The organism is Arthrobacter sp. lap29 (assembly GCF_032458965.1).
Lineage (GTDB): Bacteria > Actinomycetota > Actinomycetes > Actinomycetales > Micrococcaceae > Specibacter > Specibacter psychrochitiniphilus.
Genome location: NZ_JAUCEK010000008.1, coordinates 67,868 through 91,380 on the forward strand (window position 1 = coordinate 67,868; position 23,513 = coordinate 91,380).

Consider the following 23,513-nt stretch of genomic DNA (forward strand, 5'->3'; position numbering starts at 1 on the left):
ACTGTGCTTGACCGCTGCATCTTCACAGCAGAGCTTTAGAACCTGTACGTCTGACTTAGGCCATTCGTTCAGGATTTTTCTGTAGGAGGTTCTGCATGCTCCATTGATCATCAGCGTCGCGGCGCAGCGTTCTGGGGGGTGTTGGCGACAGGCCTGATGGCTGCGCTGGCTCACAACGCTTTGGCTGCCAGAAACATGCAACTGCGTCCCGCTGGCCAGGAAACCATGATTGGCGTTCCCTTTGAAAAATACTCAACAGTGCGCATCGGCGTCATTGGGTTGGGGAACCGTGGCGGTCCCATGAGCGAGGGCTGGGCGTCCACGCCCGGCGCAGTACGGTGGTTCAGCCGATTCCTACAAGACGATGCTCAATGAGATGGACCTTGACCTGGTCTACATCGCCACTCCCTGGGAATTCCACCACGAGCAAGGCAAAGCCGCCATGATCTCCGGCGCCCACGCCATGGTGGAACTGCCCATCGCCACGGGACTTGATGAGCTATGGGATCTGGTAGATACCTCTGAAAAGACTCGCAGGCACATGATGCTGGCCGAGAACTGCTCCTACGGCCGCAACGAATTGGCCATGCTGAAGATGGCTCATGAAGGCGTCTTCGGTGATGTGCACAACGGCCACGGCGGCTATCTGCACGATCTTCGCGATCTGCTCTTCAACGACGGTTACTACACGGATGACTGGCGCCGCAAGTGGCACACCAAGAGCACGGCAAGCTTCTATGCGATGCACGGACTGGCACCCATCGCCGCTGCCATGGACATCAACCGCGGCGATCGGATGAAGACTCTCTCCGCCACGGCCACCACGGCCAAAGGCCTTGCCGACTACCGCGCCAGATTTGTTCCCAAGGGGCACCGCTCCTGGAACGAGACGTACGTCAACGGTGACCTGGTCACCTGCATGATCAGCACGGAAAAGGGCCGGATTATCCGCGCCGAACACGATGTCTGAACACCACGCCCGTACAGCCGCATCAACAGCCTTGCCGGCAGCCGCGGTATTTTTGAGGATTACGCAGGCGGCGGCAACACCAATGCCCGGGTCTACATGGAACCGGACCACGGCGGCATGGACTACATCATGGCGTGGCGGACCATCCAATCCATGCGCACAGGCACCATTGCCGACATTGACGTGTACGACTCAGCAGCGTGGTGCGCCCCTGTCCCGCTCAGTGTCATGTCCCTGGCCGATGGTGGCAAACCAGTGGAAATTCCCGACTTCACCCGTGGCGGCTGGGTCCGCCCGCGTGTGGGCCTGGATTCGGTAGCCATCGACATGCCAGCAGTGGTCTAACGCACCTGGAAAGGAGCAATAACAAAACATGAAGAAACTAAGAGCACTTATCGCCATGCTGGCCACCGCGCTGGTCTTTGGCGGAGCAATAACCATCCTGGGCTCCCCTGCCGGGGCGGAAGGAAGCAATTCCGCCCTCGTCATGAGCATCGCCGAGGTCAATCTCCAGGGCCCGGTTATCTCTGATGTCACAGTCACACTGAAAAACACCTCCAACGCAGCCATGACGGATGTTTCGGTAGCCATCACAGGACCCATCAACTGGACCCTGTACCCCGAGACTCAAAGCCTGAGCGCCCCCTTGGCAGCCGGTGCGAGCGCCACTGTCACCGCAGAAATCCACGTACCGAACAACCCCTCCGGTTCGGTAACCCGCAACTTCACCGCCGCTGCAACCTATGCAGGCGGAGATGGCGTCAAGACCTCCTTCGCGGAGCGCAACCAGTTCACAGGTCCCGTTCCGGCCAGCCTGGCCGAACTGTTCGACAATGTTGGCACCACCACTGTAGGCACCCTCGCGCAGGGTGACTACGACGGTGGCAAGAACAGCTTCTCACGAGAGAAACTGGCCTTGAAGGGTTACACGCCCGGCGCGAAGATCACCGCTGCAGGCACCGAATTCACGTGGCCTTCAGCTGAACCTGGCAAGCCGGATAACGTGACTGGATCAGGGCAGACCTTCAAGTTCGAAGGCCAGGGCAGCAAGATCGCCTTCCTCGGTTCCGGAGTTCACAACGGCGCCGTTGGCGAGGCCACGGTTCACTATACCGACGGCAGCAGTTCCAAGGGCACCTTCGGGTTCCCCAACTGGGGCTTCCAAGAGGTTACCGCTCACAGTGCCAGCCTTGCCGTTGAAGTCATGGGCCGCAACACGCCCGCAGGCTTCGCCAATGAAGAGTTCCCATACCGCATGTTCACTAACACCATTGCCATTGATGCGTCCAAGACCGTATCCATGGTGACGTTGCCGAACAACGCGAACCTGCACGTCTTTGCCATTGCATTCGTACCCGCTGTTGAAGGCGAAACCCCTCCGGCAACCACTGCTCCAGCAACTACGGTCCCGGCAACGTCTGCTCCGGCAACCACGGACCCTTCCGTGGCTCCGTCGACTGAGCCGACGACGGGGCCTACAACTGACCCGGCCACGGAACCCGGAACAGATCCCTCCACCACGGAACCCGTCACCACGAAGGATCCGGTAGCGCCCCCCACTACCGGGGCAGCTAGCACCAGCGCAGCTATGTCAGCTACCGCCACCACGGGCGCAGCGGTAGCAACTACTCACCCCGGTGGCTCAGGTTCCGCCTCGCCAACCGCTCCGGAGGCTTCCGGTGGAGACGATGATCTGGCCATGACAGGTAGCAGCGCAGCTCCGCTGATCGGCATGGGCGGCCTTCTGCTCGTGGGCGGTCTGGTACTGATGGTGGCACGGCGCCGCCAGCGTTCCAACCACAGCTAGCAGCTCGTAGTTAGCAGCAAGCAAGAGCGGCCCCCCACCAATTGGTGCGGGGCCGCTCTTGTCTTTGTGCTTTCCGCAATTACGCCGGCGCCAGCTCGTTGGCGCCAGACCCCGAGCGCCAGACCCCGAGCGCCAGACCCCGAGCGCTAGACCGGGAGCGCTAGGACGTGAGCGATCAGCCTGCCATGCGCGCCCGGGCGTGGGCCAGCATGGTGGCAACGGGAGCACCGGTGACCAGTTCGCCGTCGTGCACGAACCCTTCCTCACGGCCGGTGAGATCGGCAATCAACCGCGACTTCCACAATGCCAACAAGGGAGCATACTCGGGCAGGGGAGCGAGGTTATGCATTTCCTCCGGGTCAGCGTCCAGATCAAAAAGCTCCTCCGTACCCCACTCAGAGGCCCACAGGTACTTCACATGCCCGTCGGTCACCCACTGCAGCGATTGGTCAAAGTACACGTGCTCACCGTGCAGCCACTCACGCCACGGCTCAACGTCCCCGGCAGGCTCGGCTCCGGAGGGTGTCTGGCGCAGGAACCTCACCAACGATTTACCGTCGCAGGATTCCGGGACGGGCACATTGGCCAGTTCCAGCAGGGTGGGCATGATGTCGCGCAGTTCCACCACCTCGTCCACCACTGTGCCGCGCAGGGCCCGGGGATCATTAGGTGCCGGGGCCACTATGAAGGGAACCCGGGCAGAGCCCTCATAACCCACAGACTTACGGTAGAAATCATGGTCCCCAAGCATTTCACCGTGATCAGAGGTGAAGGCAATGACGGTGTCATCTGCCAGGCCAAACTCATTGAGGGCCTCAAAGATGCGCCCTAGCTGCAGGTCAATCTGCGTCATGAGCCCGTAGTAACCGGCTCTGGCCCTGTGGGTGACGGCCTCCGGCAGCGTCCCAAAGCTCGTCTGGTGGTAGCCGTCGCGGCGTACCGATTCGAAGTGGTGCTCCCAATCGCCTACTCGCCGCTTGAAGGCCGGTAGGTCAAGGTACATCTCCATGGCCCAGGCAGGGGGATCGTAGGGGGGATGGGGGCGGTGAAAGGACAGGTACAAGAAGAAGGGGACCGTGGTGTCGCGGCGGTACAGCCATTCCACTGTTTGGCTGCCAAGCCAAGACGTGGGGTGCAGCCGCTCCGCCTTGTCCCACGGGCGGGCCACGGTGGAGTTGCAGCCTGCACCGTGGTCAAAATACTCCTCGTCCGCCGTGACACCGGGTTGGCGGCGCAGCCACGGAACGTAGTCGTCAAAGAACTTGAAGTCTCGGCGGTTTTCCTTGCGCGCAAAATGAAGGAATCCGTCGTGCAGGATGACATCGTCAAAGCCCACGCGCGAGCGCTCCGGATATACGTGCAGCTTGCCAATCGCCTGGGTTTGGTAACCCGCCTTGCGGAACTCGCCCTGCAGCGTGATCGGATGGACCTCGTCAAACTTCACGCCCTCCTGGTAGCCCACCCGGCCGTGGCGCTCCTGGGACTGGCCGGTAAACAAGGCCACCCGGGCAGGAACGCAGGTGGGTGTTGCTGAATAGCCGTGCCGGAATCGGGCGCCTCCTCCGGCTAGCTCGTCCAGGTGAGGTGTTTGAAGGTAAGGGTGGCCCTCAGCCCCCAAACAATCTCCACGCCACTCATCGACGCAAATGAGAATCACATTGGGCTTGGTCATGAGCTGCTTTCGTCACAGGGATGGTCAGATGCTGGCCGGATGGGTAGCCAGGAAGTGGCCGGAATTACATCTAGCTTACTCAATGAAGCAGTCTTGAGAGATGGACAGCAGTGGCGCTTTCGGGGTGAAACTGATATCGAATCGTGATCGATCTCGCATGATCGGAACAAAGGCTGTACCGTCGAGGGGTACTTAAATCGCCCCAAGAAGGGCGTGACACCGTTGTGAGGGAAAATTTATGCTCAGGCTTCCACCCCTACGGCGGCGCAGTGGCGGCACATTTGCCGCCCTCGCCGCCTTTTTTACCGTCGTTTTCATGCTGCTCGGGATTGGCGGCGCCTCAGCGTTGAGCGTGCCGGCACCCGCTGCGGCAGGTACCGCAGTGCAGCACAGCAGCGTGGAGGGCAAGAAATTTGCCATCGCCACTGACACCACCTTTGCCCCCTTTGAATTCCGTGACGGTAGCGGCAACTTGGTGGGCATCGACATGGACCTGCTCAACGCGATCGCCAAGAGTCAGGGCTTTGAAGTTGACATCAAGTCATTGGGCTTTGATGCGGCGTTGCAGGCATTGCAGTCCAACCAGGTAGCGGGCGTGATCGCTGGCATGTCCATCACGGATGAGCGCAAGAAGATCTTTGACTTCTCCGACCCCTACTTTGACTCCGGTGTGCAGATGGCGGTGGCCAAGAACGACGACGCCATCAAGACCTACGCCGATCTCAAGGGCAAGAGCGTCACCGCCAAGCGTGGCAGCGAGGGTGAAACGTTCGCCAAGTCCATCGCGGGCAAATACGGTTTCACCGTCAAGGCACTCGCAGATTCCGCCACCATGTATGACGACGTCAAGGCCGGCAACTCCGTGGCCGTGTTCGACGACTACCCGGTGCTCGCTTACGGTGTCAGCCAGAACAACGGGCTGAAGATTGTCACCGAAAAAGAACAGGGCAGCTCCTACGGCTTCGCCGTTAACAAGGGCCAAAATCAGGACCTTCTGAAGGCGTTTGACACCGGCTTGGCCGAGTTGAAGGCCAATGGCGAGTACGACTTGATCTTGGACACCTACCTGGCCAAGACCGAGGTCACCGAGCAGGGCAGCTTCTTCCAGCTCGTTGCGGACAGCTTCCCCGCCCTCATGAAGGGGCTCTGGCTGACCATGGTGGCCACCGTCCTCTCGCTTGCAATCGCCCTCGTCCTCGGTGTCCTGTTCGGCTTCTTCAAGGTCTCCGAAAGCAAGATCATGCGGGGCATTGCCACTACGTATGTGTCTATTTTCCGTGGCACCCCGTTACTGGTCCAGGCATTCTTCTTCTACTTCGGTTTGCCGCAGATGACAGGGCAGCCCATTAACGTCCTGACAGCAGGTGTTATCACCTTGAGCCTGAACGCGGGTGCCTACATGACCGAGATTGTTCGTGGCGGCATCCAGTCAGTTGATCCCGGCCAGCTCGAAGCCAGCCGCAGCTTGGGTTTGAGCTACGTCACTTCCATGCGCCGTGTAGTGGTGCCCCAGGCCGTGAAGATCATGACGCCCTCGTTCATCAACCAGTTCGTCATCACGTTGAAGGACACCTCCTTGCTGGCAGTGATTGGCTTTGCGGAATTGACCTACCAAGGCCAGCAGATTTACGCGTCCAACTTCCGTACCGGTGAAACACTGTTGATTGTGGCCGCGCTGTACTTCATTGTGATCTCCATCTTGACTCAGCTTTCCAACGTCCTTGACAGGAAGTTCAACAAATGAGCACTGCGAAAATAAGTGTCCGTGGGCTTAAAAAGTCCTTTGGTTCCAATGAAGTGCTCAAGGGCATGGATGTGGACATTGCTGAAGGCGAGGTTGTGTGTGTTATTGGCCCGTCAGGTTCGGGTAAGTCCACGTTCCTACGTTGCCTGAACAAGCTCGAGGACATCACCGGCGGCACCGTCACTGTTAACGGCATTGACTTGACCGAGCCCAAGGTAGACCTAAACGCTGTACGTCAGAACATCGGCATGGTGTTCCAGCACTTCAACTTGTTCCCACACATGTCCGTGCTTCAGAACATCATGCTTGCACCGGTGGAGCTCAGGAAGCTGGACAAGGCTGCGGCCCGGGCCAAGGGCATGGAACTGCTCAAGCGTGTGGGCCTGTCCGAGAAGGCAGATGCCCGTCCCGCCTCGCTCTCCGGCGGGCAGAAACAGCGTGTGGCCATTGCGCGTGCGCTGGCCATGAACCCCGGCATCATGCTCTTCGACGAGGCTACCAGCGCCCTTGACCCTGAGATGGTGGGCGAGGTTTTGCAGGTCATTCGAGATCTGGCTGCGGAAGGCATGACCATGGTGGTGGTCACGCATGAGATGGGTTTTGCTCGCGAGGTGGCTGACCGGGTGATCTTCATGGATGCCGGGGTCATCTGTGAGGAAGGCTCACCCGAGGCCATCTTCAGCAACGCTGCGCAGCCTCGTCTGCAGGAGTTCCTGGCGAAAGTGCTCTAACGTTTGTTGTGTGAGGGGCGTCGGCTGTCGAGCTGCCGCCCCTCTGCTTTAAACGTCAATACAGTTGGAAGAGCGGCAGTAGTACAGACAGAAGTGCGGCAGGTGAAGTGCAACGGCGGGATGAACGGTGGGAGCGAACATGTTGGACATGCAGGAAATCCTGGATGAGATTGTTGCCCATGTGGCGCCGCTGTGTTTACAAGGGGAGGTGGCTAGCTACATTCCTAGTCTGGGGGAGGTCTCCCCGGATAGCTTCGGTATTTGTGTCGCCATGGCTGACGGTGAGGTTTTCGGAGCGGGGGACTGGCAGAAACCATTCTCAATCCAAAGTATTTCAAAAGTATTCTCATTGGCGCTAGTCATGTCCTATGACTATGACTCCATCTGGAAAAGGGTGTTCAGGGAACCCTCCGGCACACCCTTTAACTCGATGGTTCAGCTGGAAGCAGATCGCGGGATTCCCCGGAATCCATTCATCAATGCGGGGGCCTTGGTAGTTACCGACAGGTTGCTCTCCATCACCGGAGACGCGGCCGCTTCGGTACGGGGCTTGCTGAGACAGGAATCCGGGAATCCGGAGGTGGAGATCGATGCCCTGGTGGCCGCTTCCGAGGCGGACCACGGTCACCGGAACGCATCTATGGCCCATCTTCTGGCAAGTTACGGGAACCTGGAGAATCCAGTGGATGAAGTGCTGGATAGCTACTTCAAACAGTGCGCCCTCGCCATGAGTTGCGAAGATCTGGCCAAGGCATCGCGCTTCTTGGCCCGGCACGGAGTGGCTGCTGGCGGTACGCCATTTTTGAGTCCTAATCAGAGTAAACGCGTCAATGCCGTTATGCTCACCTGCGGAACCTATGACGCTGCCGGGGAGTTCGCCTACCGTGTGGGCCTGCCGGGTAAGAGCGGGGTGGGTGGCGGCATTGTTGCCATTGTGCCAGGACGCTGTTCCATTACTGTGTGGGGTCCAGCGCTTGGACCCAATGGAAACTCCGTGGCGGGCATTGCGGCGCTGGATGAATTCACAGCCAAGACTGGCTGGTCCATCTTCTAGGCGTGGAAGCGTAACCTAGCGGGGAGCATGCAAGCGCAAGGAGGGCTCGGAACACACTGTTCCGAGCCCTCCTTGCGCTCACGGATTCTGATCCTTGCGGACTATCCCAAGTTTGCTGCTTGTTTTAGCTAGCAGCCGTAGTAGAGCTCGAACTCGTACGGGTTCGGGCGCAACTGCAGGGGCTTGATCTCGTATTCTCGCTTGTAATCGATCCAGGTGTCGATCAGGTCCTGGGTGAACACGCCACCGGCCTGCAGGAACTCGTTGTCGTTCTCCAAGGCAATCAGGGCCTCTTCGAGTGACTCGGGAGCCTTGGGGATGTCCTTGGCCTCCTCTGGGGGAAGCTCGTAGAGGTCCTTGTCGATGGGAGCCGGGGGTTCAATCCGGTTCTTGATGCCGTCAAGGCCTGCCATCAGCTGGGCGGCGAAGGCCAGGTACGGGTTGGAGGAGGGATCCGGTGCGCGGAACTCCAGGCGCTTGGCCTTCGGGTTGGAGCCTGTGATCGGGATACGGATACCGGCGGAGCGGTTGCCTTGTGAGTACACCATGTTCACCGGGGCTTCAAAGCCCTTGACCAAACGGCGGTAGGAATTCACCGTGGGGTTGGTGAAGGCCAGTACGGCGTCTGCGTGCTTGAGGAGGCCGCCAATGTACCAGCGTGCCATGTCTGACAGGCCAGCGTAGCCCTTCTCGTCGTAGAACAACGGCTCACCGCTGGTCCACAGCGACTGGTGGCAATGCATGCCGGAGCCGTTGTCACCGAAGACGGGCTTGGGCATGAACGTGACGGACTTGCCCCACGCCCATGCAGTGTTCTTGATGACGTACTTGAACTTCTGCATGTCATCCGCAGCATGCGTGAGGGTGTTGAACTTGTAGTTGATTTCTGCCTGACCGGCAGCGCCAACCTCGTGGTGGGAGCGTTCGACCTCAAGGCCCGCAGCGTCCATCTCAAGGCACATGGCGTCACGCAGATCCGCCTGGTGGTCAATCGGGGCCACGGGGAAGTAGCCGCCCTTTTGCGGTGTCTTGTAACCGAGGTTCCCGCCCTCTTCCTTGCGGCCCGTGTTCCAGTAAGCCTCTTCGGAATCGATCTTGTAAAAGGAACCCTGCGGGGAGGATTCATACTGGATGTTATCGAAGACAAAGAATTCAGCTTCAGCGCCGAAGAAGGCGGTATCGGCGATGCCTGTTGACTCCAGGTAAGCCTCAGCCTTTTCGGCCACACCGCGAGGGTCACGGTGGTAAGGATCGCCCGTGCGGGGGTTCACAATGGAGAAGTTCAGTGCGAGCGTCTTTTCCTTGCGGAACGTGTCCACAAAGGCGGTCTTGGGATCTGGGATCAGCTGCATATCTGATTCGGCGATGCCCTGGAATCCACGAATAGAGGAGCCGTCAAAGAGCTGGCCGTGGACAAAGAAGTCCAGGTCAACTGTTTTGGCCGGAACATTGAAGTGCTGCTGGACGCCGGGCAGGTCAGTGAATCGAATATCGACGAACTTAACATCTTCGTCTTTGATGAACTGGAGGACTTCTTCCGCGTTCTTGAACATCTACGCTCCTTGGCGCTGGGGATTTTGGCCGACTGGGTGCGGCCATAGTGCATGTACAACTGGCATAAGCCTAGAACGGTGCCATTACTCACTAGTGACGGAAATGTTTCCGGCACGTTACATCCCCTCCATGCCTGCCCGATACCCGGGTTTCACCCGGCGGCGGTAGGCTGGTGGGGTGGTAGATCGTAAAGACATAGCTTCCTGGCTCAGTGGGCCGGACACTTCCAATATATCCAAATTCCCGGGCGAGCGTTTAGGCCAGCCCGAATCCGGTCCCGGATCCATGGCTCGGGCAGGGCGGCGCATTATTGCCCTCTGCATCGATTGGGGTCTTTCCTACCTGATTGCGATTGCCTTCTTTGACGGCAATCCCAACGCCATTCTTGCCATCTTCGCAGCCGAACAAATGCTTCTTGTAGGCCTTCTTGGCTACAGCGTGGGCCACCGCATCATGGGCATTGAAGTGGTCAGGCTGGATGGCCGGCAGCCCGGGTTACTGGCAGGAGTGATTCGGGCCCTACTGGTCTGCCTGGTCATCCCAGCCATCATTGTGGATGCTGATCACCGCGGCCTTCACGACCAGGCCATCAAGTCCATCTTGATCCGCCGCTAGAGACGTGCGAGCCAGACAGGCATGTTCGAAGCAGATGTGAAAGGGCCCGGCAGGAATTCCTGCCGGGCCCTTTCACTTATCAGTAGTTACTAGCGTCCGCGTGAGGCTTTGCGGTCGGGGCGTGCCTTGTAAGGGTCAATACCCTTGGGGATGGGCAGCTTGTTACCCATGGAGGTGATGCGCTTGTTCACGGCACTGACCTCAACCTTGGTCAGCTCATTCTTGAGCTTGCCCATCTTCTTAGTGACCTTGGCGATCGGCACCTGTCCTTCACCCTTGCCAGTCTCAATGACCGTGACAGTGACGTTGGGCAGGATCCGGTTGAGACGGCGTCGTTCGGCGTCGACCAAGCCCTTGACACGGGCGGAGGGGCCTTCGGTCACCAAGACAATGCCGGGCTTTCCGATGGCACGGAACACCACGTCCTGGGTGCGTGGGTTCACCGATGCGGGCTGCTCGTCAAAGATCCACCCCTTCTTCAAGGAGCTCAGCGCGGCACCGGCTGCACCTGCCTTGCCTTCAATCTGCGAGTAGGCAGCGCGTTCGGCGCGGCGGGACATGATCAACAGAGCGCATAGCAGGCCCAGAGGGATGCCGAGCAGCAAACCTGTGATCCAGTTATCCAGCAAGAAGCCAATACCGAAAGCAACGGCGATGGGCACCAGGAATGCGCCAAGCATCAGCCAGGTAACCATCGGATCATGCTTACGGGTCATCTTGAAGATGTCCACCATTTGCTTGATACGGCTGGGCTTTTTGTTCTTTTTCGGCTTCTCAGCCTTGGGCTTGCGCGAAAAAAGGGAGCGCTTGGTGTCGTCAGTGCTGCTGGATGATGAGTCAGATTTGGCCATAGTGATTCAATTCTAGCGGGTTTGGATGGAATTATTGTGCGGCCAGCAAGGACGCGGCTTCCTGGCGTGTGAAGCCTGAATCTTCAATGCCTTCGGCAATGTGGGCGAGGTGTTCCGGGATGTCCAGGCCCTTCTTGCGCATGGCCGTGGCCCAGAGCCGGCCGGCCCGGTAGGAGGAGCGCACCAACGGCCCGCTCATGACACCCAGGAACCCAATTTCCTCGGCTTCTTGAGAGAGTTCCAAGAACTCTTGCGGCTTGACCCAGCGGTCCACGGGAAGATGACGTTCAGAAGGGCGCAGGTACTGGGTGATGGTGATTAGATCGGTTCCGGCATCGTGCAGGTCCTGCAACGCCTGGGAGAGTTCCTCGCGGGTTTCTCCCATGCCCAAGATCAGGTTGGACTTGGTGACCATGCCCAGGTCCCGTCCTTGACTGATGACATCCAGAGAGCGGTCGTAACGGAAGGCGGGGCGGATGCGTTTGAAGATGCGCGGAACGGTCTCGACATTGTGGGCGAACACCTCGGGGGCTGACTCGCAGATCGCGGCGATGTTCTCGGGCTTGCCGGAAAAGTCGGGGATGAGAAGTTCGACGCCGGTGTTCGGGTTGAGTTCGTGAATCTTACGGACCGTCTCGGCGTAGAGCCAGACGCCCTCATCTGCCAGGTCGTCGCGGGCCACGCCCGTGACGGTGGCGTATCGCAGGTTCATTTTGACCACAGAGCGGGCCACCTTGGTGGGTTCAAACATGTCAATGGGTGAGGGTTTGCCCGTATCAATTTGGCAGAAGTCACAGCGGCGGGTGCATTCAGACCCGCCAATGAGGAACGTGGCCTCCCGGTCTTCCCAGCATTCGAAAATGTTGGGACAGCCTGCTTCTTCGCAGACAGTGTGCAGACCCTGGCCCTTAACCAGGTTTTTCATGGCAATGTACTCAGGGCCCATGGAGACCTTGGCCTTCATCCACTCAGGCTTGCGCTCCACAGGGACGGCCGCGTTCCGCTGTTCAATGCGCAGTAGCTTGCGCCCTTCAGGTGCCAACGTCACAGCAATACTCCTTCTGGCCGAGCCGCATCTGCGGGGTTGGCGGTTGATGCCACTGGGGGCTCTGGTTCGGTGATGAGAGGCGCCAAGAACCTTGTTGTGGCGTCCTTTAGGTGATGCAGCAGCCCCGTCGGAGTAATGTCAACCCCGGTCTCTGCCGCCATGGTGGTGGTGCCAGCATCCGCAATACCGCAGGCGATGATCTGGTTGTAGGGGGCCAAACTGTTGTTGGCGTTGATGGCGATGCCGTGCATAGTCACGCCTTCGTGAACCCTAATACCAATGGCTGCAATTTTTCTGGTGGGACCCTTGGCATCGGAGAGAAGCCAGATGCCTGCACGTCCGTCGACACGTACGCCGACAATGTTGGACTTGGCCAGGACTTCGATGATGATCTCTTCGAGGGCGTGGACATACTCACGGATACTGTGAGCATCCCGCAGGCGGACGATCGGGTACATCACGAGCTGGCCTGGGCCATGCCACGTGAGTTTGCCACCACGATCAACATTGATCACGGGTGTCCCATCGAAAGGCCGCTCGTGGTCTTCTGTCCGTTTGCCCGCTGTGTAAACAGGGGCATGTTCTAAAAGCAGGACAGTGTTAGGCGCGGTGCCTGAAACGACGGCGCCGTGGACGCGACGTTGCAAGTCCCAGGCGGTGGCGTAGTCAATGAAATTCGGGGTAAATCCAACTTCTGTGAACTCAACACTCATAGCTGACACTTTAGAGGATGAAGCTTTTTCGCGTAAATCAGAAAATACTGGCGGCCGTCATAGCTGTGGATAACTTCAAGCAAGATCTGCAAATGGCGACTACTACTTAGATATGGACATTTCCGCGAACTCTGTGCGCACGTCGAGGCCGCCTCGCCTTTCCGGCTTTGATCCCGTGCGGTGTCTGGGGCAGGGGTCACAGGGGCAGGTGTGGCTGATGGCCCCACAGGACGGTTCAAAGCATGTGGCAGCAAAATTTTTGGTTCCCGCACCCGGCTCGTTGGCCGTGAGTCAAAGAGTAGACCCGCACCGTCATAATGAGAGCCAGGTCACGCGAGAATGGGGGCTTCTGGCCCAGTTCAGGCATGAACATCTGATCCCGGTAGCGGGACTCGTGACAGACCAGGATGGCTCTCTTGTCCTCATCATGGAGTATGCGGCGGGAGGTTCCTTGACCCAGATTGTGCACGCCAGGGGAGTTCTTTCGGTGGGAGAGGCCGTGACAATCCTGACCCCCATGGGACAGGTGCTGGATTTTTTGCATGAACGCGGAGCGGTTCACGGCGATATTTCCAGCGGGAATGTGCTGCTGAGCGCCAGTGGAAAACCGTACCTTGCCGACTTTGGCGTCAGCCGGGTGCTAGGTGACACCGCGGAAATGCCATCGGGCACCGGGGGGTTCTATTGTCCATCCGATACGCGTCGCGATACGGCATCTGATGTTTATGCTCTGGCCGCAGTGGGCTGGTTTGTATTGACGGGGTACACCCCACCGCTCACCCGTGGCCGGGCTCCCTTGTCCAGTCTGGTCCGGGATGTGCCCCGTGAACTTGTAGCAGCCCTCGAAGCCGGGTTGCAGGAAGATCCGAGGCAGAGACCCACGGCGGCGGCTTTGGCCCAAGCAGTCTTTCGAAGTGCACGGGCGGAGGCGCTCATCTTGGCCCACGCTGTTCATCCCAGCGTCCTCCCCGAGCTACCGACCCGTCACGGTGTACTGGTCAAACCAAAGCGGCGTCGGAAGGTGCGCTCTCACGGCCGGTCGTGGTTTATGGGTGGCATAAGAAACGGTGGCGCGGAAGTTGCTCCGTTGAAGAAGGCGAGTTGGTTCCGGCGGCACAGGAAAATCAAGGGGTTGGCACCGCTGTGGGGGAGCGGTGAAAGGGTGCCTAGGCCTGGTAAGAATCCAGTCGCACGGTTGGAGCTAGGAGCAGACGGGCAAAGGCATCGACGGGCTGTGCATCGAAGGCAAGGGCGCCGACGAGACGGGCCTGCCAGACAGGGGCGCCGGGATCGAGTGGGCACAAGGGCCAGCAAATTGCGGCTCTGGTTAATCGCCCTATCGGTCATGGGAGTACTCCTGTTTGGGGTTGCTGTGTCCGTGGGAGGACGGCTGCAGGGTGATCTAGGGACCCCGGGAACGAATCCAACCCCACGTGACCAGGACGCAACGGCAGCGGAGGCTGTTGAGAAGGCACCTGTTTGGGCCCGGGCACTCCCTCCACAGATCCGTTTGGGGCTCATGTCAACGGCGGCGGCGGATGCGCTGCCGGCGCTGGCGTGGGTGCGTTCTTATGCACTTTCCAACACGGATGAGACTCTCCTTAGCCACATTAATGCGGCTAACTCGCCGGCACTGGCGGCAGACGTGGCCATAGTGGAGGCTTTGGAAGCGGAAGGTCACGGCTTCACGGGGTTGGAATTCACGGTGGAAAAAGTCCATCACACCCCTGCTGGAGGATCAGTAACAGGGGGTGAGGTAGCTAAAGATGCCATTGCCACGGTGCAGGCCACCATTATTACCAGTGCCTTCGCAGAGCAGGACTCCACCGGGGCGCTGGTGCACAACTATCCAAAGGAGCGGCGCCAAGAGCTTCGATTCGTGCTGACGCGGGCAGATTCGAGATGGACCATTCAAGAAATTCTTAACGCCGCCCCCACGCCACAATAGGGTCCGTTCCGAAATAATGAGCTCACCGACCTGACCAGCCGCGCTTTCAGCGGCACTCACACAAGAGGCGGCAGCCGCAAAAGCAGCTGCCGCCTCTTGGCGAACGTTGGTAAAGACTATGCTTCGAGTGTCGCGTCGAGGGTGATTTCCACGCCGGCCAGTGCCGCCGAAACGGGGCAACCTGACTTGGCTGCGTTGGAGATCGTATTGAAGTCTTCCTGGCTGATGCCGGGGATCTTGGCGGCAAGAGTCAGGTGGCTGCCGGTGATGCCGGTGCCGGGTACAAACGTCACGGCGGCGCTGGTGTTGACGTAGTCGGCAGCGTGTCCGGCCGTGCTGAGCTCGTTCGAGAATGCCATGGCGAAGCAGGATGCGTGCGCGGCGGCGATCAGCTCTTCCGGGCTGGTCTTTCCCTCGGCAGCTTCTGCGCGTGCCTTCCAGGTGATATCAAAGGTGCCAAGTTCCGAGCTGTCCAAGGTGACCTGTCCGGCGCCGGTGGGAAGGTCGCCGACCCAGCCTGCGTGGGCGTTGCGAGTTGTAGCCATGGTAACTCCTTATGAAGATTCAAATGGGGTGTAGCTTGCTGCGTGCAGCCAGCTATACAACTACCATATGCTCTTGATCGCCTCGGCGTGAACGGAATTGAAATTCCACATCGTAAAACTACCAAGATTCGTCACAATTGGCACAACCGCATCGCATAGACGCTTTTAGTGTTCGCCGTGGCAGAACCGCGGGAGGCAATAAGCTGGCTGCAAAAAAACAGCGCGCCCCCGTGGTCATTGCCTTGAATGGGCAGCCGTTACGGGAAGCGCGCTTAATGCAGTGAGGCGGTGCCTGCAGGTACAGCCTCGTAAGGTGTTAGACCCAAAAGACGGCGACGGCGATATTGATCAAGGCCATGCCGCCCACTGCGTGTGCCAGTCCCTTGGAAACGTCCTGGTTGTTCTTGATCTTGCGGCGAGCGATGAACGCTGCGACGGCAACAATGAGGGCGATGATTAGCTTGACGCCAATTTTGACGTTGTTGACATCTCCATCACCCATTTCAGCCAGCCCAACCAGCAGTAGTCCCGTGATGAGCTGTGTCAGCGCACCGATCCACTGCCACTGGCTAACGGTAGGCGACTTGAAGGCGGCAAGCCAGCCGCCAACAATCGCAGCGGCACCAAGAATATGCAAAAATACGAGCACTAAGCGTAAAAAGTCCATGCCCTCAGTTTAGGCAACTTGGTGACAGAGTGTCTATATAGGGCAGCCTTAACTAACGACGGCGGTGTGGTGACTGAAGAATCCCAAGTCACCACACCGCCGTCGTACTTCTGTGAAGAAAGTGCTTACAGGCCGAGGTCAGCTTCGAAGGCGCCACCCTCAAGGCGGGCCTTGAGGGTCTGCAAGAACCGGCCAGCGTCTGCGCCGTCCACCAAACGGTGATCGTACGTCAGGCACAGGTACATCATGTGACGGATGGCGATGGTGTCATCACCGTCTGCATCAGCAACAACCACTGCGCGCTTGACGATCGCGCCGGTACCCAGGATGGCAACGTTGGGCTGGTTAATGATGGGGGTGTCGAACAGTGCGCCAACGGAGCCGATGTTCGTGATGGAGAACGTGCCACCGGAAAGCTCGTCCGGGCCGATCTTACCGCTGCGGGTGCGTGCGGCAACATCGGAAATCTTGCCGGCCAGGCCTGCAAGGTTCAGATCTCCTGCGTTGGAGATGACAGGGACCAACAGGCCCTTGTCAGTGTCCACAGCAAACGCCAGATGCTCGGCGTTGTGGTAAGTGATCATCTGAGTTTCCTCATTGTATTCACCGTTGACCGAGGGGTGCGCCTTGAGCGCCTCGGCGACAGCCTTGGCAATGAAGGGCAGGTACGTCAGCTTGGTGCCGTTGACGGCCTGGAACTGGTCCTTGGCCTGGGTGCGCAGCTTGACGATCCGCGTCATGTCAATCTCGTGCACCTGCGTGAGCTGCGTGGAGGCTTCCAGCGATTCGCGCATACGGCGGGCAATAACCTGGCGGATGCGGGGTGCCTTGACCGTGGTGCCGCGCAGTGCTGAAGGCACCACGGCGGGAGCGGACTTCGCTGCCGGGGCGGGGGCTGATGCGGTGGCCGGAGCTGCAACGGCCTTAGCGGCCTCTGCTGCTGCAAGGACGTCTTCCTTACGGATACGTCCACCAACACCGGAACCGGTGACCGTGGCGAGATCAACACCGTGGGTCTTGGCCAGCTTGCGGACCAACGGCGTCACGTAGTTGGACTCGGCGCCTGAGGCCGCAGGGGCAGCAACAGGAGCCGGAGCAGCAACGGGTGCCGGGGCGGCCGGAGCGGGAGCTGCAACAGGAGCCGGAGCGGCAACAGGTGCAGCAACGGGTGCCGGGGCGGCCGGAGCGGGTGCTGCAACAGGAGCCGGAGCGGCGGCAGGGGCAGCAGCTGGTGCGGCACCAGCGGAACCGATCAGCGCCAGGACGCCACCAACTTCGGCGGTCTCATCCTCGGGTACGCGGATTTCCAGCAAGACGCCAGCCACGGGGGAGGGGATCTCAGTGTCAACCTTGTCGGTGGAAACCTCGAGCAGCGGCTCGTCCACTTCGATGGTGTCGCCAACGGCCTTTAGCCAGCGGGTGACGGTGCCTTCGGTGACGGACTCACCCAAAGCGGGCAAAACCAGCTCGTGAGCATCGGTGGCGGCAGCAGGAGCTGCCGGAGCGGCCGCAACTGGCTCGGCCACAGGGGCTGCAGCAGGCTCAGCCGGAGCTGCCTCAACGGGCGCGGCTGCCGGAGCCGCCGGTGCGCCGTCGCCAGTGCCAATGCGGCACAGGGCAGCTCCGACTTCTGCTGTTTCATCCTCAGGTACAAGGATTTCTTCCAAGATGCCGGCGAAGGGTGACGGGATCTCGGTGTCAACCTTGTCGGTGGAAACTTCCAGTAAGGGCTCGTCAATTTCGACGCGGTCCCCAACTTGCTTGAGCCATCGTGTGACGGTTCCTTCGGTAACGCTTTCACCCAAGGCGGGCAAGTTCACGGATTCAGACATTGCGTCCCCGTTCTCCTTCTCGTGCGCTGCATTTGCATCGTTGTGAACGCTTGTGCATTGCTCCGAAATTTTTATTCTTAAAGTATTGGATTCAGCTTAGTGCACCCGGCGCTGGCGCCGAGTGCACTAAGAAGTTGTTGCTAGCCGTGGAGCGGGCGTCCGGCCAAGGCCATTGCCGCTTCTCCCAAAGCTTCGTTCTGCGTGGGGTGTGCGTGGATGAGGCCTGCAATATCCTCCGGGTACGCTTCCCAGTTCACAATCAGCTGTGCTTCACCGATCTGCTCACCAATGTGGGTGCCGATCATGTGAACACCCACAACGGGGCCATCCTTTTCGCGGACAAACTTGATGATGCCGCTGGTACCCAAGATGGCGCTCTTGCCGTTACCAGCAAGGTTGTACTCGGTGGATTCGACGTTGGCGTCGCCAAACTTTTCCTTGGCCTGCTTCTCGTTCAAACCGACGGAGGCAATCTCCGGGTCACAGTAGGTGACCTTGGGGATGTTGATGTCTTCGACGATGACCGGGTTCATGCCGGCGATTTCCTCGGCCACAAAAATACCCTGCTGGAAGCCGCGGTGAGCAAGCTGGATGCCGGGAACAATGTCGCCCACGGCGTAGACGTTGCCTACGCCGGTGTGCAGACGATCGTTGGTGATGACGAAGCCGCGGTCAACCGTGACACCAGCTTCTTCAAAGCCCATGCCGGCTGTGGACGGGCCACGGCCAACGGCGACCAGCATGAGTTCAGCTTCGAAGGTCTTGCCGTCAACCAAGGTTGCCTTGACGCCGTCGTTGTTCTGCTCCACACCCTGGAAGAAGGTGCCGGTGTTGAACTTGATGCCACGCTTGCGGAAGGTGCGCTCAAGGACCTTGATGATGGAGGCATCTTCGTTGGGTACCAGTGAGGCCATACCTTCGATGATGGTCACATCGACGCCGAAGGACTTCCACACGGAAGCAAATTCGACGCCAATGACGCCGCCGCCAAGCACAATGGCGCTCTTGGGCAGTTCAGTCATTTTCAAGGCTTCATCAGAGGTGATGACCTTGCCGCCAATTTCCAGCCCGGGCAGGCTGCGGGAGTATGAACCCGTGGCCAGAACAATGTTCTTACCCGTGTAGTTCACACCATTGACGGTGATGGTATTGGCAGCGGTCAGACGGCCTTCGCCTTCGATGACCGTCACACCCTTACCCTTGATGAGTCCCTGCAGGCCCTTGAACTTCCCTGCAATGATGTCGTCTTTGTACTTGTTAACGCCCACCAGGTCAATGCCATTGAGTTGGCTGTTGACACCGATGGAGGATCCTTCACGGGCGAGGTCTGCGACCTCGGCTGCGTGAAGCAGTGCCTTGGTGGGGATACAGCCGTTGTGCAGGCACGTACCGCCCAGCTTGCCCTTCTCCACCAGACCAACGGTCATACCCAATTGGACTGCCCGCAGAGCAGTGGCGTAACCGCCGCTGCCACCGCCCAGAATCAAAATATCGAATTCTTGCCCAGCTGCCTGTTCGGCCACTTAGACGCTCCCTCGCGTTCGGGTGACGCGCGCATTTTTGGCGCGTCATCTCATCATTTATTGAGAGAAGGCTGAGAGTTCTCGTGGAACTTCCAGACTTCTTCGAAGTCAAAGATAAATACTTTCAGGGTTTACCTTACGTTAGTTGCCTAGTACTGCACCGTCACGGGTGTCACAGAAACGCGAATGTGGTCATACTCACTTTTTTGAAACTGCTGCAGCAGCCGTGACGGTGTGGTGGCGTTTACGCGCTTCGCGCAACAACATCCTCAACGTAAGCCACCAGGGTCCGGACGGACATTCCGGTTCCCTGCTTGGGGGTGTAACCGTAGGGTGCGCTTTCGTTGAAAGCTGGCCCGGCAATATCCAAATGGGCCCAAGGAATGGTTTCTCCGTCCTTGCTCTTGCCAATAAACTCCTGCAAGAAGACGGCTGCGGTCATCATTCCACCCATGCGTTCGCCAATGTTGGCCATGTCCGCAACGGGGGAATCCAAGGAAGGGCGTAGCTCCTCCGGCAGCGGCATGGGCCAGATGAGCTCGCCTGCCCTGTCGGCCGCAGCCTTCAGTGCGGCGGTGACACCCTCATCGCCCATGACACCGGCGGTGCGGTGACCCAAAGCCATGACTTGAGCGCCCGTCAGAGTGGCAACATCAATGATGACATCGGGGAATTCCGCTGAAGCAGCAACCAGGCCATCGGCCATGACCAAGCGTCCCTCGGCGTCAGTGTTGAGCACCTCAACAGTTTTCCCGCCTAACATTGTCAACACATCGGAGGGGCGGATGGCCGTCCCTGAAGGCATGTTCTCGGCAATGCACAGCCAGCCGGTGACATTGACGGGAAGCCCCAGAGCTGCCACCGCCAGCACGGCGTTGAGTACTGCGGCAGCACCTGCCATGTCACATTTCATGGTGACCATTCCGGCGCCGGGCTTGATGGAAATTCCGCCGCTGTCAAAGGTAATGCCCTTGCCAACGAACGCGAGGTTTGCCACGGCGCGCTCTGACTTGTATTCAACCTTGACCATGCGCGGAGGCCTTGACGAGCCCTGGCCCACGCCCATGATGCCGCCCCAGCCTTCCTTCAGCAGGCGCTTCTCATCCAGAACCGTGAGCTTCACGGGTAGGCCCTTGGAGAGTTCCCGTGCTGCGTCAGCAAATGTGGCCGGGTATAACGTGCTCGGCGGTTCGTTGACTAGGGTGCGGGTGGCATTGACAGCCTTGGCCACAATGGAGGAGCGCTCCAAGGCGGCTGCCAGTTCCGGGTCCTTAGCCAGCGTGGAATGAATTGTGACCTTGGAGACGGGGAAATTGCGCCCGGATGTGCTCGTGTGCATGCTGGCGAACTGGTAGCTGCCCAATGCGGCACCCTCGGCAAGAGCGGCAACATGGCTGACCGTTGTAGTTGGCACGGCAAAAACCACATGCTTGAGACCTGCAAGTGCACGCAACGTGGCACCTGCCATCCGGCGCAGCGCCTCTTCGGTGACAGCGGTTCCCTTGACGGGTCCCACACCAGCGAGCACCAAGATGGTGGCTCCCGTATCCGGGTGTCCGGGCAGGCGCACCACCTGGTCAGCTGCTCCGGTCACGCCCAAAGCCGTCAACGTTTCCTTCAAGGACGCCAAGGCTGCGGGGGAGAGCGGAGAATCGAGGATTACAGGACCGTTGGCACCCTTGGCCACAGCAATCACCAAGGCATCGGAGGAAGCTTTCGCCAAGTCGGTATTGATGACACGGAAGCTGATAATGTCTTTGACACTCACGGGAAATTTTGTCCTCACTGTGGGGTGTTGATGAATTGTGATGCTGTCTTCGATCGTATCCTCAAAGCCGCCATCGTAAATGCCTTCCCAATGCCCCGCTACTTCCCAGTCTTTGGCCAACGACTGCCCAACGATTACCCAATGATTGCTCAGTGTTGGCACCTTGGAGCCCCAGTGCAACCGAAGCCACCCCAGCCTGCGGTACCGTATGAGCCATGAGTGAAAATTCCGAAGAACTCCTGCACGGGCCCTTGCATGAGTGGCACACCAGCCACGGAGCAAAGATGGCTGAATTTGGCGGTTGGCTGATGCCGCTGCAGTATGACGGCGGCGGTGTGGTGGCCGAGCATAAGGCTGTGCGGACCACGGTTGGCCTCTTTGACGTCTCCCACCTGGGCAAGGCCGAAATTCGGGGGGCCGGTGCCGTCGAGTTCGCGAACCGCTGCTTCTCCAATGACCTCAACCGGATCAAGCCCGGCAGTGCCCAGTACACCCTGGCCCTGACCGACGCCGGCACAGTCACCGATGACCTCATCGCGTATCTACGCGCCGAGGATGACCTGTTCCTGATCCCCAACGCAGCCAACACCAGTGCCGTTGTTGCGGCCTTGGAAGCAGCCCGCGATGCCGAGGGAAGCGACGTTGAGATTTTGAACCTGCACCGCGAATTTGGTGTTTTCGCTGTCCAGGGTCCGCTGGCTAGCGACGTGCTTGACGCCGTAGGCCTGCCCACACCCGCGGACTATATGTCCTTCGTTGACACCACAGTTTCTCTGCACGGAGAAGAGATTTCCTTAACCGTGTGCCGCACCGGCTACACGGGAGAGATCGGCTACGAAGTGGTTCCGGCCTGGGCAAACGCCGCCGTGGTGTGGGAGGCGCTGGCCGTGGCAGTGGCGAACGCTGGTGGCCGTGCTGCGGGTCTTGGTGCCCGGGACACACTACGTACCGAGATGGGTTATGCCCTGCACGGACATGAACTTTCCACAGAGATCACAGCGCTGGAGGCCGGTATTGGTTGGGCTGTAGGGTGGAAAAAGCCGGAATTCTGGGGCAAGGAAACTTTGAGTACCCAAAAGCTGGACGGTGTGAAGCGCAAGTCCGTGGGCCTGTTGGCCACAGAACGCGGAGTGCCGCGTGCCGGTGTTGATGTCCTCGATGCCGCAGGCACGGTTGTGGGGCACACAACCTCCGGAACCTTTTCGCCCACCCTAGGTAACGGCGTGGCACTGGCCTTGGTTGACCCAGGCGTGGAATGGGGGCAGGAACTGGCACTGGACATTCGTGGACGCCGATTGGGCGTGAGCGTGGTCAAGCCGCCATTCGTCACCGTCAAGGTAAAAGCCTAAGAAGTGTGCCCGGCCAGCATCCTGATAAGGCCGCCAGAAGTGCCATACCACCGCGGTGCCCCGCCCCGCCCACGCCCTCCCTGGGCTGAGGCGGAATGATTCAGGGGTCCTGCGGTGTTGTGCTGTTCAGAGACACAAGCAGCTGAGGAAAAGCATGAATAATTTTGAGCACACCCCGTTTCATACCCCGGAGTCCCTCTATGTTCTAAATGAGGACCTGCTTGCCGCCGAGGACCTTACCGGTTTGAGCCTGATCATGGCGTTCACCGGATTTTCCGATGCCGGTCACGTGGTCACACAGATCAACGGTGAGCTGGCGGATCATCTGGCCCACGAACCCTTGGCAGTTTTTGATATTGACCAGCTCATTGACTACCGCTCACGCCGGCCACGCATCACGTTTAGTGAAGACCATCTCAGCGACTACAGGCCCCCGTCCCTGGTGCTTCACCGCATGGTGGATGCCTTGGGGACACCATTTTTGTATCTTTATGGCACTGAGCCTGACCTCCAATGGGAGCGGTTCAGTAAAGCTATTCTTGGACTCGTTGACCGCTTAGATGTGAATCTGGTGGCCTGGGTGCATTCAGTGCCCATGCCCGTGCCGCATACACGCCCAATAGGGGCCACTGTCCACGGCAACCGGCCAGAACTTATTGAAGGCATTTCAGCATGGAAAGCCACCATGGAGGTCCCGGCCGCCATTGGCCACGTCATTGAGTTCAAGCTCACTGATGCGGGCCGGAACGTGGTGGGCTATGCCATCCATGTCCCGCACTATCTATCCGACGCCGAATACCCTCCCGCCGCCGTGGCCGGTTTGGAATACTTGGGCGCAGCCGCCTCCTTAATGCTTCCCAGTGAGCGTTTGCGCGAAGCCGGCCGGGCTGTTGAGCGCCAAATCACTGAGCAGGTTGAAGCGTCCAGCGATGTGGCTGGGGTTGTGACAAAGCTTGAGAGGCAGTACGACGAACACAGCGAAGGCACTGCCCGCCGCTCACTGCTGGCTGGCGAGAATGATGAATTGCCCGACGCCGACGAGTTGGGTGCCGCGGTTGAAGCGTACCTGGCTAGCCGGGATGGGGGAGCAACAGCCGAGCCTGATGGTGGCATAAGCTAAAT

General features: G+C 59.3%; 20 protein-coding genes and 1 pseudogene. 11 read left to right on the forward strand and 10 right to left on the reverse strand.

Annotation, left to right across the window (positions count from 1 at the left end; all coding sequences use genetic code 11):
* Positions 1-156 precede the first annotated feature (156 nt).
* The 4 genes from RY113_RS13930 (at position 157) to RY113_RS13945 (ending at position 2,777) form a co-directional block, all read left to right on the forward strand.
* Positions 157-375: a hypothetical protein gene (locus tag RY113_RS13930; RefSeq protein WP_315915039.1), complete on the forward strand. Its 219-nt coding sequence runs from the start codon at positions 157-159 to the stop codon at positions 373-375.
* Between the two features lies 1 nt (position 376).
* Entirely contained in the window at positions 377-970 is a 594-nt protein-coding gene (locus RY113_RS13935) for a Gfo/Idh/MocA family oxidoreductase (protein WP_315915040.1), read from the forward strand.
* A 96-nt stretch (positions 971-1,066) separates the two neighbouring features.
* A complete protein-coding gene (locus RY113_RS13940) occupies positions 1,067-1,315 on the forward strand; it encodes a hypothetical protein (RefSeq protein ID WP_315915041.1) in 249 nt (82 codons plus the stop codon).
* A gap of 28 nt (positions 1,316-1,343) precedes the next feature.
* Positions 1,344-2,777, forward strand: a complete 1,434-nt coding sequence (locus RY113_RS13945; RefSeq protein ID WP_315915042.1) for an NEW3 domain-containing protein — start codon at positions 1,344-1,346, stop codon at positions 2,775-2,777.
* A 175-nt stretch (positions 2,778-2,952) separates the two neighbouring features.
* Here the strand turns inward: RY113_RS13945 and RY113_RS13950 are convergent, their stop codons facing one another.
* The gene (locus tag RY113_RS13950; protein ID WP_315915043.1) at positions 2,953-4,449 is read right to left on the reverse strand and encodes an arylsulfatase; all 1,497 of its coding nucleotides are present in this window, start codon (positions 4,447-4,449) and stop codon (positions 2,953-2,955) included.
* Between the two features lie 316 nt (positions 4,450-4,765).
* Between RY113_RS13950 and RY113_RS13955 the strand changes: the two genes are divergently transcribed.
* The 3 genes from RY113_RS13955 to RY113_RS13965 all read left to right on the forward strand — a co-directional run bounded on the left by RY113_RS13955 (position 4,766) and on the right by RY113_RS13965 (position 7,978).
* Positions 4,766-6,193 (forward strand): amino acid ABC transporter substrate-binding protein/permease, encoded by a 1,428-nt coding sequence (locus tag RY113_RS13955; protein WP_396334248.1) that lies wholly within the window; start codon positions 4,766-4,768, stop codon positions 6,191-6,193.
* Positions 6,190-6,924 carry an amino acid ABC transporter ATP-binding protein gene (locus RY113_RS13960; RefSeq protein ID WP_315915045.1) on the forward strand — a complete coding sequence of 245 codons (735 nt, stop codon included), beginning with the start codon at positions 6,190-6,192 and terminating at the stop codon, positions 6,922-6,924. Before RY113_RS13955 ends, RY113_RS13960 begins: the two co-directional genes overlap by 4 nt.
* A gap of 142 nt (positions 6,925-7,066) precedes the next feature.
* Positions 7,067-7,978: a glutaminase gene (locus RY113_RS13965; protein WP_110106232.1), complete on the forward strand. Its 912-nt coding sequence runs from the start codon at positions 7,067-7,069 to the stop codon at positions 7,976-7,978.
* Between the two features lie 128 nt (positions 7,979-8,106).
* Here RY113_RS13965 and glnA read toward each other — a convergent pair whose 3' ends face one another.
* Entirely contained in the window at positions 8,107-9,531 is a 1,425-nt protein-coding gene (gene glnA, locus RY113_RS13970) for a type I glutamate--ammonia ligase (RefSeq protein ID WP_110106063.1), read from the reverse strand.
* A gap of 178 nt (positions 9,532-9,709) precedes the next feature.
* On the opposite strand from glnA, the gene RY113_RS13975 reads away from it, so the two are divergent.
* Positions 9,710-10,147, forward strand: a complete 438-nt coding sequence (locus RY113_RS13975) for an RDD family protein (RefSeq protein WP_110106064.1) — start codon at positions 9,710-9,712, stop codon at positions 10,145-10,147.
* An 89-nt stretch (positions 10,148-10,236) separates the two neighbouring features.
* Here RY113_RS13975 and RY113_RS13980 read toward each other — a convergent pair whose 3' ends face one another.
* From RY113_RS13980 to lipB, 3 genes and pseudogenes are all read right to left on the reverse strand, one after another.
* Positions 10,237-10,998 carry a DUF4191 domain-containing protein gene (locus tag RY113_RS13980; RefSeq protein ID WP_315915046.1) on the reverse strand — a complete coding sequence of 254 codons (762 nt, stop codon included), beginning with the start codon at positions 10,996-10,998 and terminating at the stop codon, positions 10,237-10,239.
* Positions 10,999-11,029: 31 nt separating this feature from the next.
* On the reverse strand, positions 11,030-12,046 hold the full coding sequence (gene lipA / locus RY113_RS13985; RefSeq protein ID WP_110106066.1) for a lipoyl synthase: 1,017 nt from the start codon (positions 12,044-12,046) through the stop codon (positions 11,030-11,032).
* Positions 12,043-12,789, reverse strand: a pseudogene (lipB, locus tag RY113_RS13990) (lipoyl(octanoyl) transferase LipB); the annotation flags it as partial. The pseudogene lipB and the gene lipA, both read right to left, overlap by 4 nt.
* An 82-nt stretch (positions 12,790-12,871) precedes the next feature.
* Between lipB and RY113_RS13995 the strand changes: the two are divergent.
* Positions 12,872-14,707, forward strand: a complete 1,836-nt coding sequence (locus RY113_RS13995) for a serine/threonine-protein kinase (RefSeq protein WP_315915047.1) — start codon at positions 12,872-12,874, stop codon at positions 14,705-14,707.
* Between the two features lie 116 nt (positions 14,708-14,823).
* On the opposite strand, the gene RY113_RS14000 is transcribed toward RY113_RS13995, so the two are convergent.
* The 5 genes from RY113_RS14000 to RY113_RS14020 form a co-directional block, all read right to left on the reverse strand.
* Positions 14,824-15,252 (reverse strand): OsmC family peroxiredoxin, encoded by a 429-nt coding sequence (locus tag RY113_RS14000; RefSeq protein WP_315915048.1) that lies wholly within the window; start codon positions 15,250-15,252, stop codon positions 14,824-14,826.
* A 316-nt stretch (positions 15,253-15,568) separates the two neighbouring features.
* A complete protein-coding gene (locus tag RY113_RS14005) occupies positions 15,569-15,919 on the reverse strand; it encodes a hypothetical protein (RefSeq protein WP_315915049.1) in 351 nt (116 codons plus the stop codon).
* Positions 15,920-16,044: 125 nt separating this feature from the next.
* The gene (sucB, locus tag RY113_RS14010) at positions 16,045-17,751 is read right to left on the reverse strand and encodes a 2-oxoglutarate dehydrogenase, E2 component, dihydrolipoamide succinyltransferase (protein WP_315915050.1); all 1,707 of its coding nucleotides are present in this window, start codon (positions 17,749-17,751) and stop codon (positions 16,045-16,047) included.
* A gap of 140 nt (positions 17,752-17,891) precedes the next feature.
* Positions 17,892-19,274 carry a dihydrolipoyl dehydrogenase gene (lpdA, locus tag RY113_RS14015; RefSeq protein ID WP_315915051.1) on the reverse strand — a complete coding sequence of 461 codons (1,383 nt, stop codon included), beginning with the start codon at positions 19,272-19,274 and terminating at the stop codon, positions 17,892-17,894.
* A gap of 244 nt (positions 19,275-19,518) precedes the next feature.
* The gene (locus tag RY113_RS14020) at positions 19,519-21,042 is read right to left on the reverse strand and encodes a leucyl aminopeptidase (protein WP_315915052.1); all 1,524 of its coding nucleotides are present in this window, start codon (positions 21,040-21,042) and stop codon (positions 19,519-19,521) included.
* Between the two features lie 215 nt (positions 21,043-21,257).
* Between RY113_RS14020 and gcvT the strand changes: the two genes are divergently transcribed.
* Positions 21,258-22,391 (forward strand): glycine cleavage system aminomethyltransferase GcvT, encoded by a 1,134-nt coding sequence (gcvT, locus tag RY113_RS14025; RefSeq protein WP_110106073.1) that lies wholly within the window; start codon positions 21,258-21,260, stop codon positions 22,389-22,391.
* Positions 22,392-22,545: 154 nt separating this feature from the next.
* On the forward strand, positions 22,546-23,511 hold the full coding sequence (locus RY113_RS14030; RefSeq protein ID WP_110106074.1) for a proteasome assembly chaperone family protein: 966 nt from the start codon (positions 22,546-22,548) through the stop codon (positions 23,509-23,511).
* The last annotated feature ends 2 nt before the right edge of the window (positions 23,512-23,513 follow it).

What these genes read in the sequence shown, in the direction of transcription:
- RY113_RS13950 (WP_315915043.1), bottom strand. Translation starts at nt 4,449, where the DNA reads ATGACCAAGCCCAATGTGATTCTCATTTGCGTCGATGAGTGGCGTGGA.
- RY113_RS13980 (WP_315915046.1), bottom strand. Translation starts at nt 10,998, where the DNA reads ATGGCCAAATCTGACTCATCATCCAGCAGCACTGACGACACCAAGCGC.
- RY113_RS13960 (WP_315915045.1), top strand. Translation starts at nt 6,190, where the DNA reads ATGAGCACTGCGAAAATAAGTGTCCGTGGGCTTAAAAAGTCCTTTGGT.
- RY113_RS14000 (WP_315915048.1), bottom strand. Translation starts at nt 15,252, where the DNA reads ATGGCTACAACTCGCAACGCCCACGCAGGCTGGGTCGGCGACCTTCCC.
- RY113_RS13935 (WP_315915040.1), top strand. Translation starts at nt 377, where the DNA reads ATGGACCTTGACCTGGTCTACATCGCCACTCCCTGGGAATTCCACCAC.
- RY113_RS13940 (WP_315915041.1), top strand. Translation starts at nt 1,067, where the DNA reads ATGGAACCGGACCACGGCGGCATGGACTACATCATGGCGTGGCGGACC.
- RY113_RS13955 (WP_396334248.1), top strand. Translation starts at nt 4,766, where the DNA reads ATGCTGCTCGGGATTGGCGGCGCCTCAGCGTTGAGCGTGCCGGCACCC.
- sucB (WP_315915050.1), bottom strand. Translation starts at nt 17,751, where the DNA reads ATGTCTGAATCCGTGAACTTGCCCGCCTTGGGTGAAAGCGTTACCGAA.
- RY113_RS14030 (WP_110106074.1), top strand. Translation starts at nt 22,546, where the DNA reads ATGAATAATTTTGAGCACACCCCGTTTCATACCCCGGAGTCCCTCTAT.
- RY113_RS13930 (WP_315915039.1), top strand. Translation starts at nt 157, where the DNA reads ATGGCTGCGCTGGCTCACAACGCTTTGGCTGCCAGAAACATGCAACTG.
- RY113_RS14005 (WP_315915049.1), bottom strand. Translation starts at nt 15,919, where the DNA reads ATGGACTTTTTACGCTTAGTGCTCGTATTTTTGCATATTCTTGGTGCC.
- RY113_RS13945 (WP_315915042.1), top strand. Translation starts at nt 1,344, where the DNA reads ATGAAGAAACTAAGAGCACTTATCGCCATGCTGGCCACCGCGCTGGTC.
- glnA (WP_110106063.1), bottom strand. Translation starts at nt 9,531, where the DNA reads ATGTTCAAGAACGCGGAAGAAGTCCTCCAGTTCATCAAAGACGAAGAT.
- RY113_RS13995 (WP_315915047.1), top strand. Translation starts at nt 12,872, where the DNA reads ATGGACATTTCCGCGAACTCTGTGCGCACGTCGAGGCCGCCTCGCCTT.
- gcvT (WP_110106073.1), top strand. Translation starts at nt 21,258, where the DNA reads ATGAGTGAAAATTCCGAAGAACTCCTGCACGGGCCCTTGCATGAGTGG.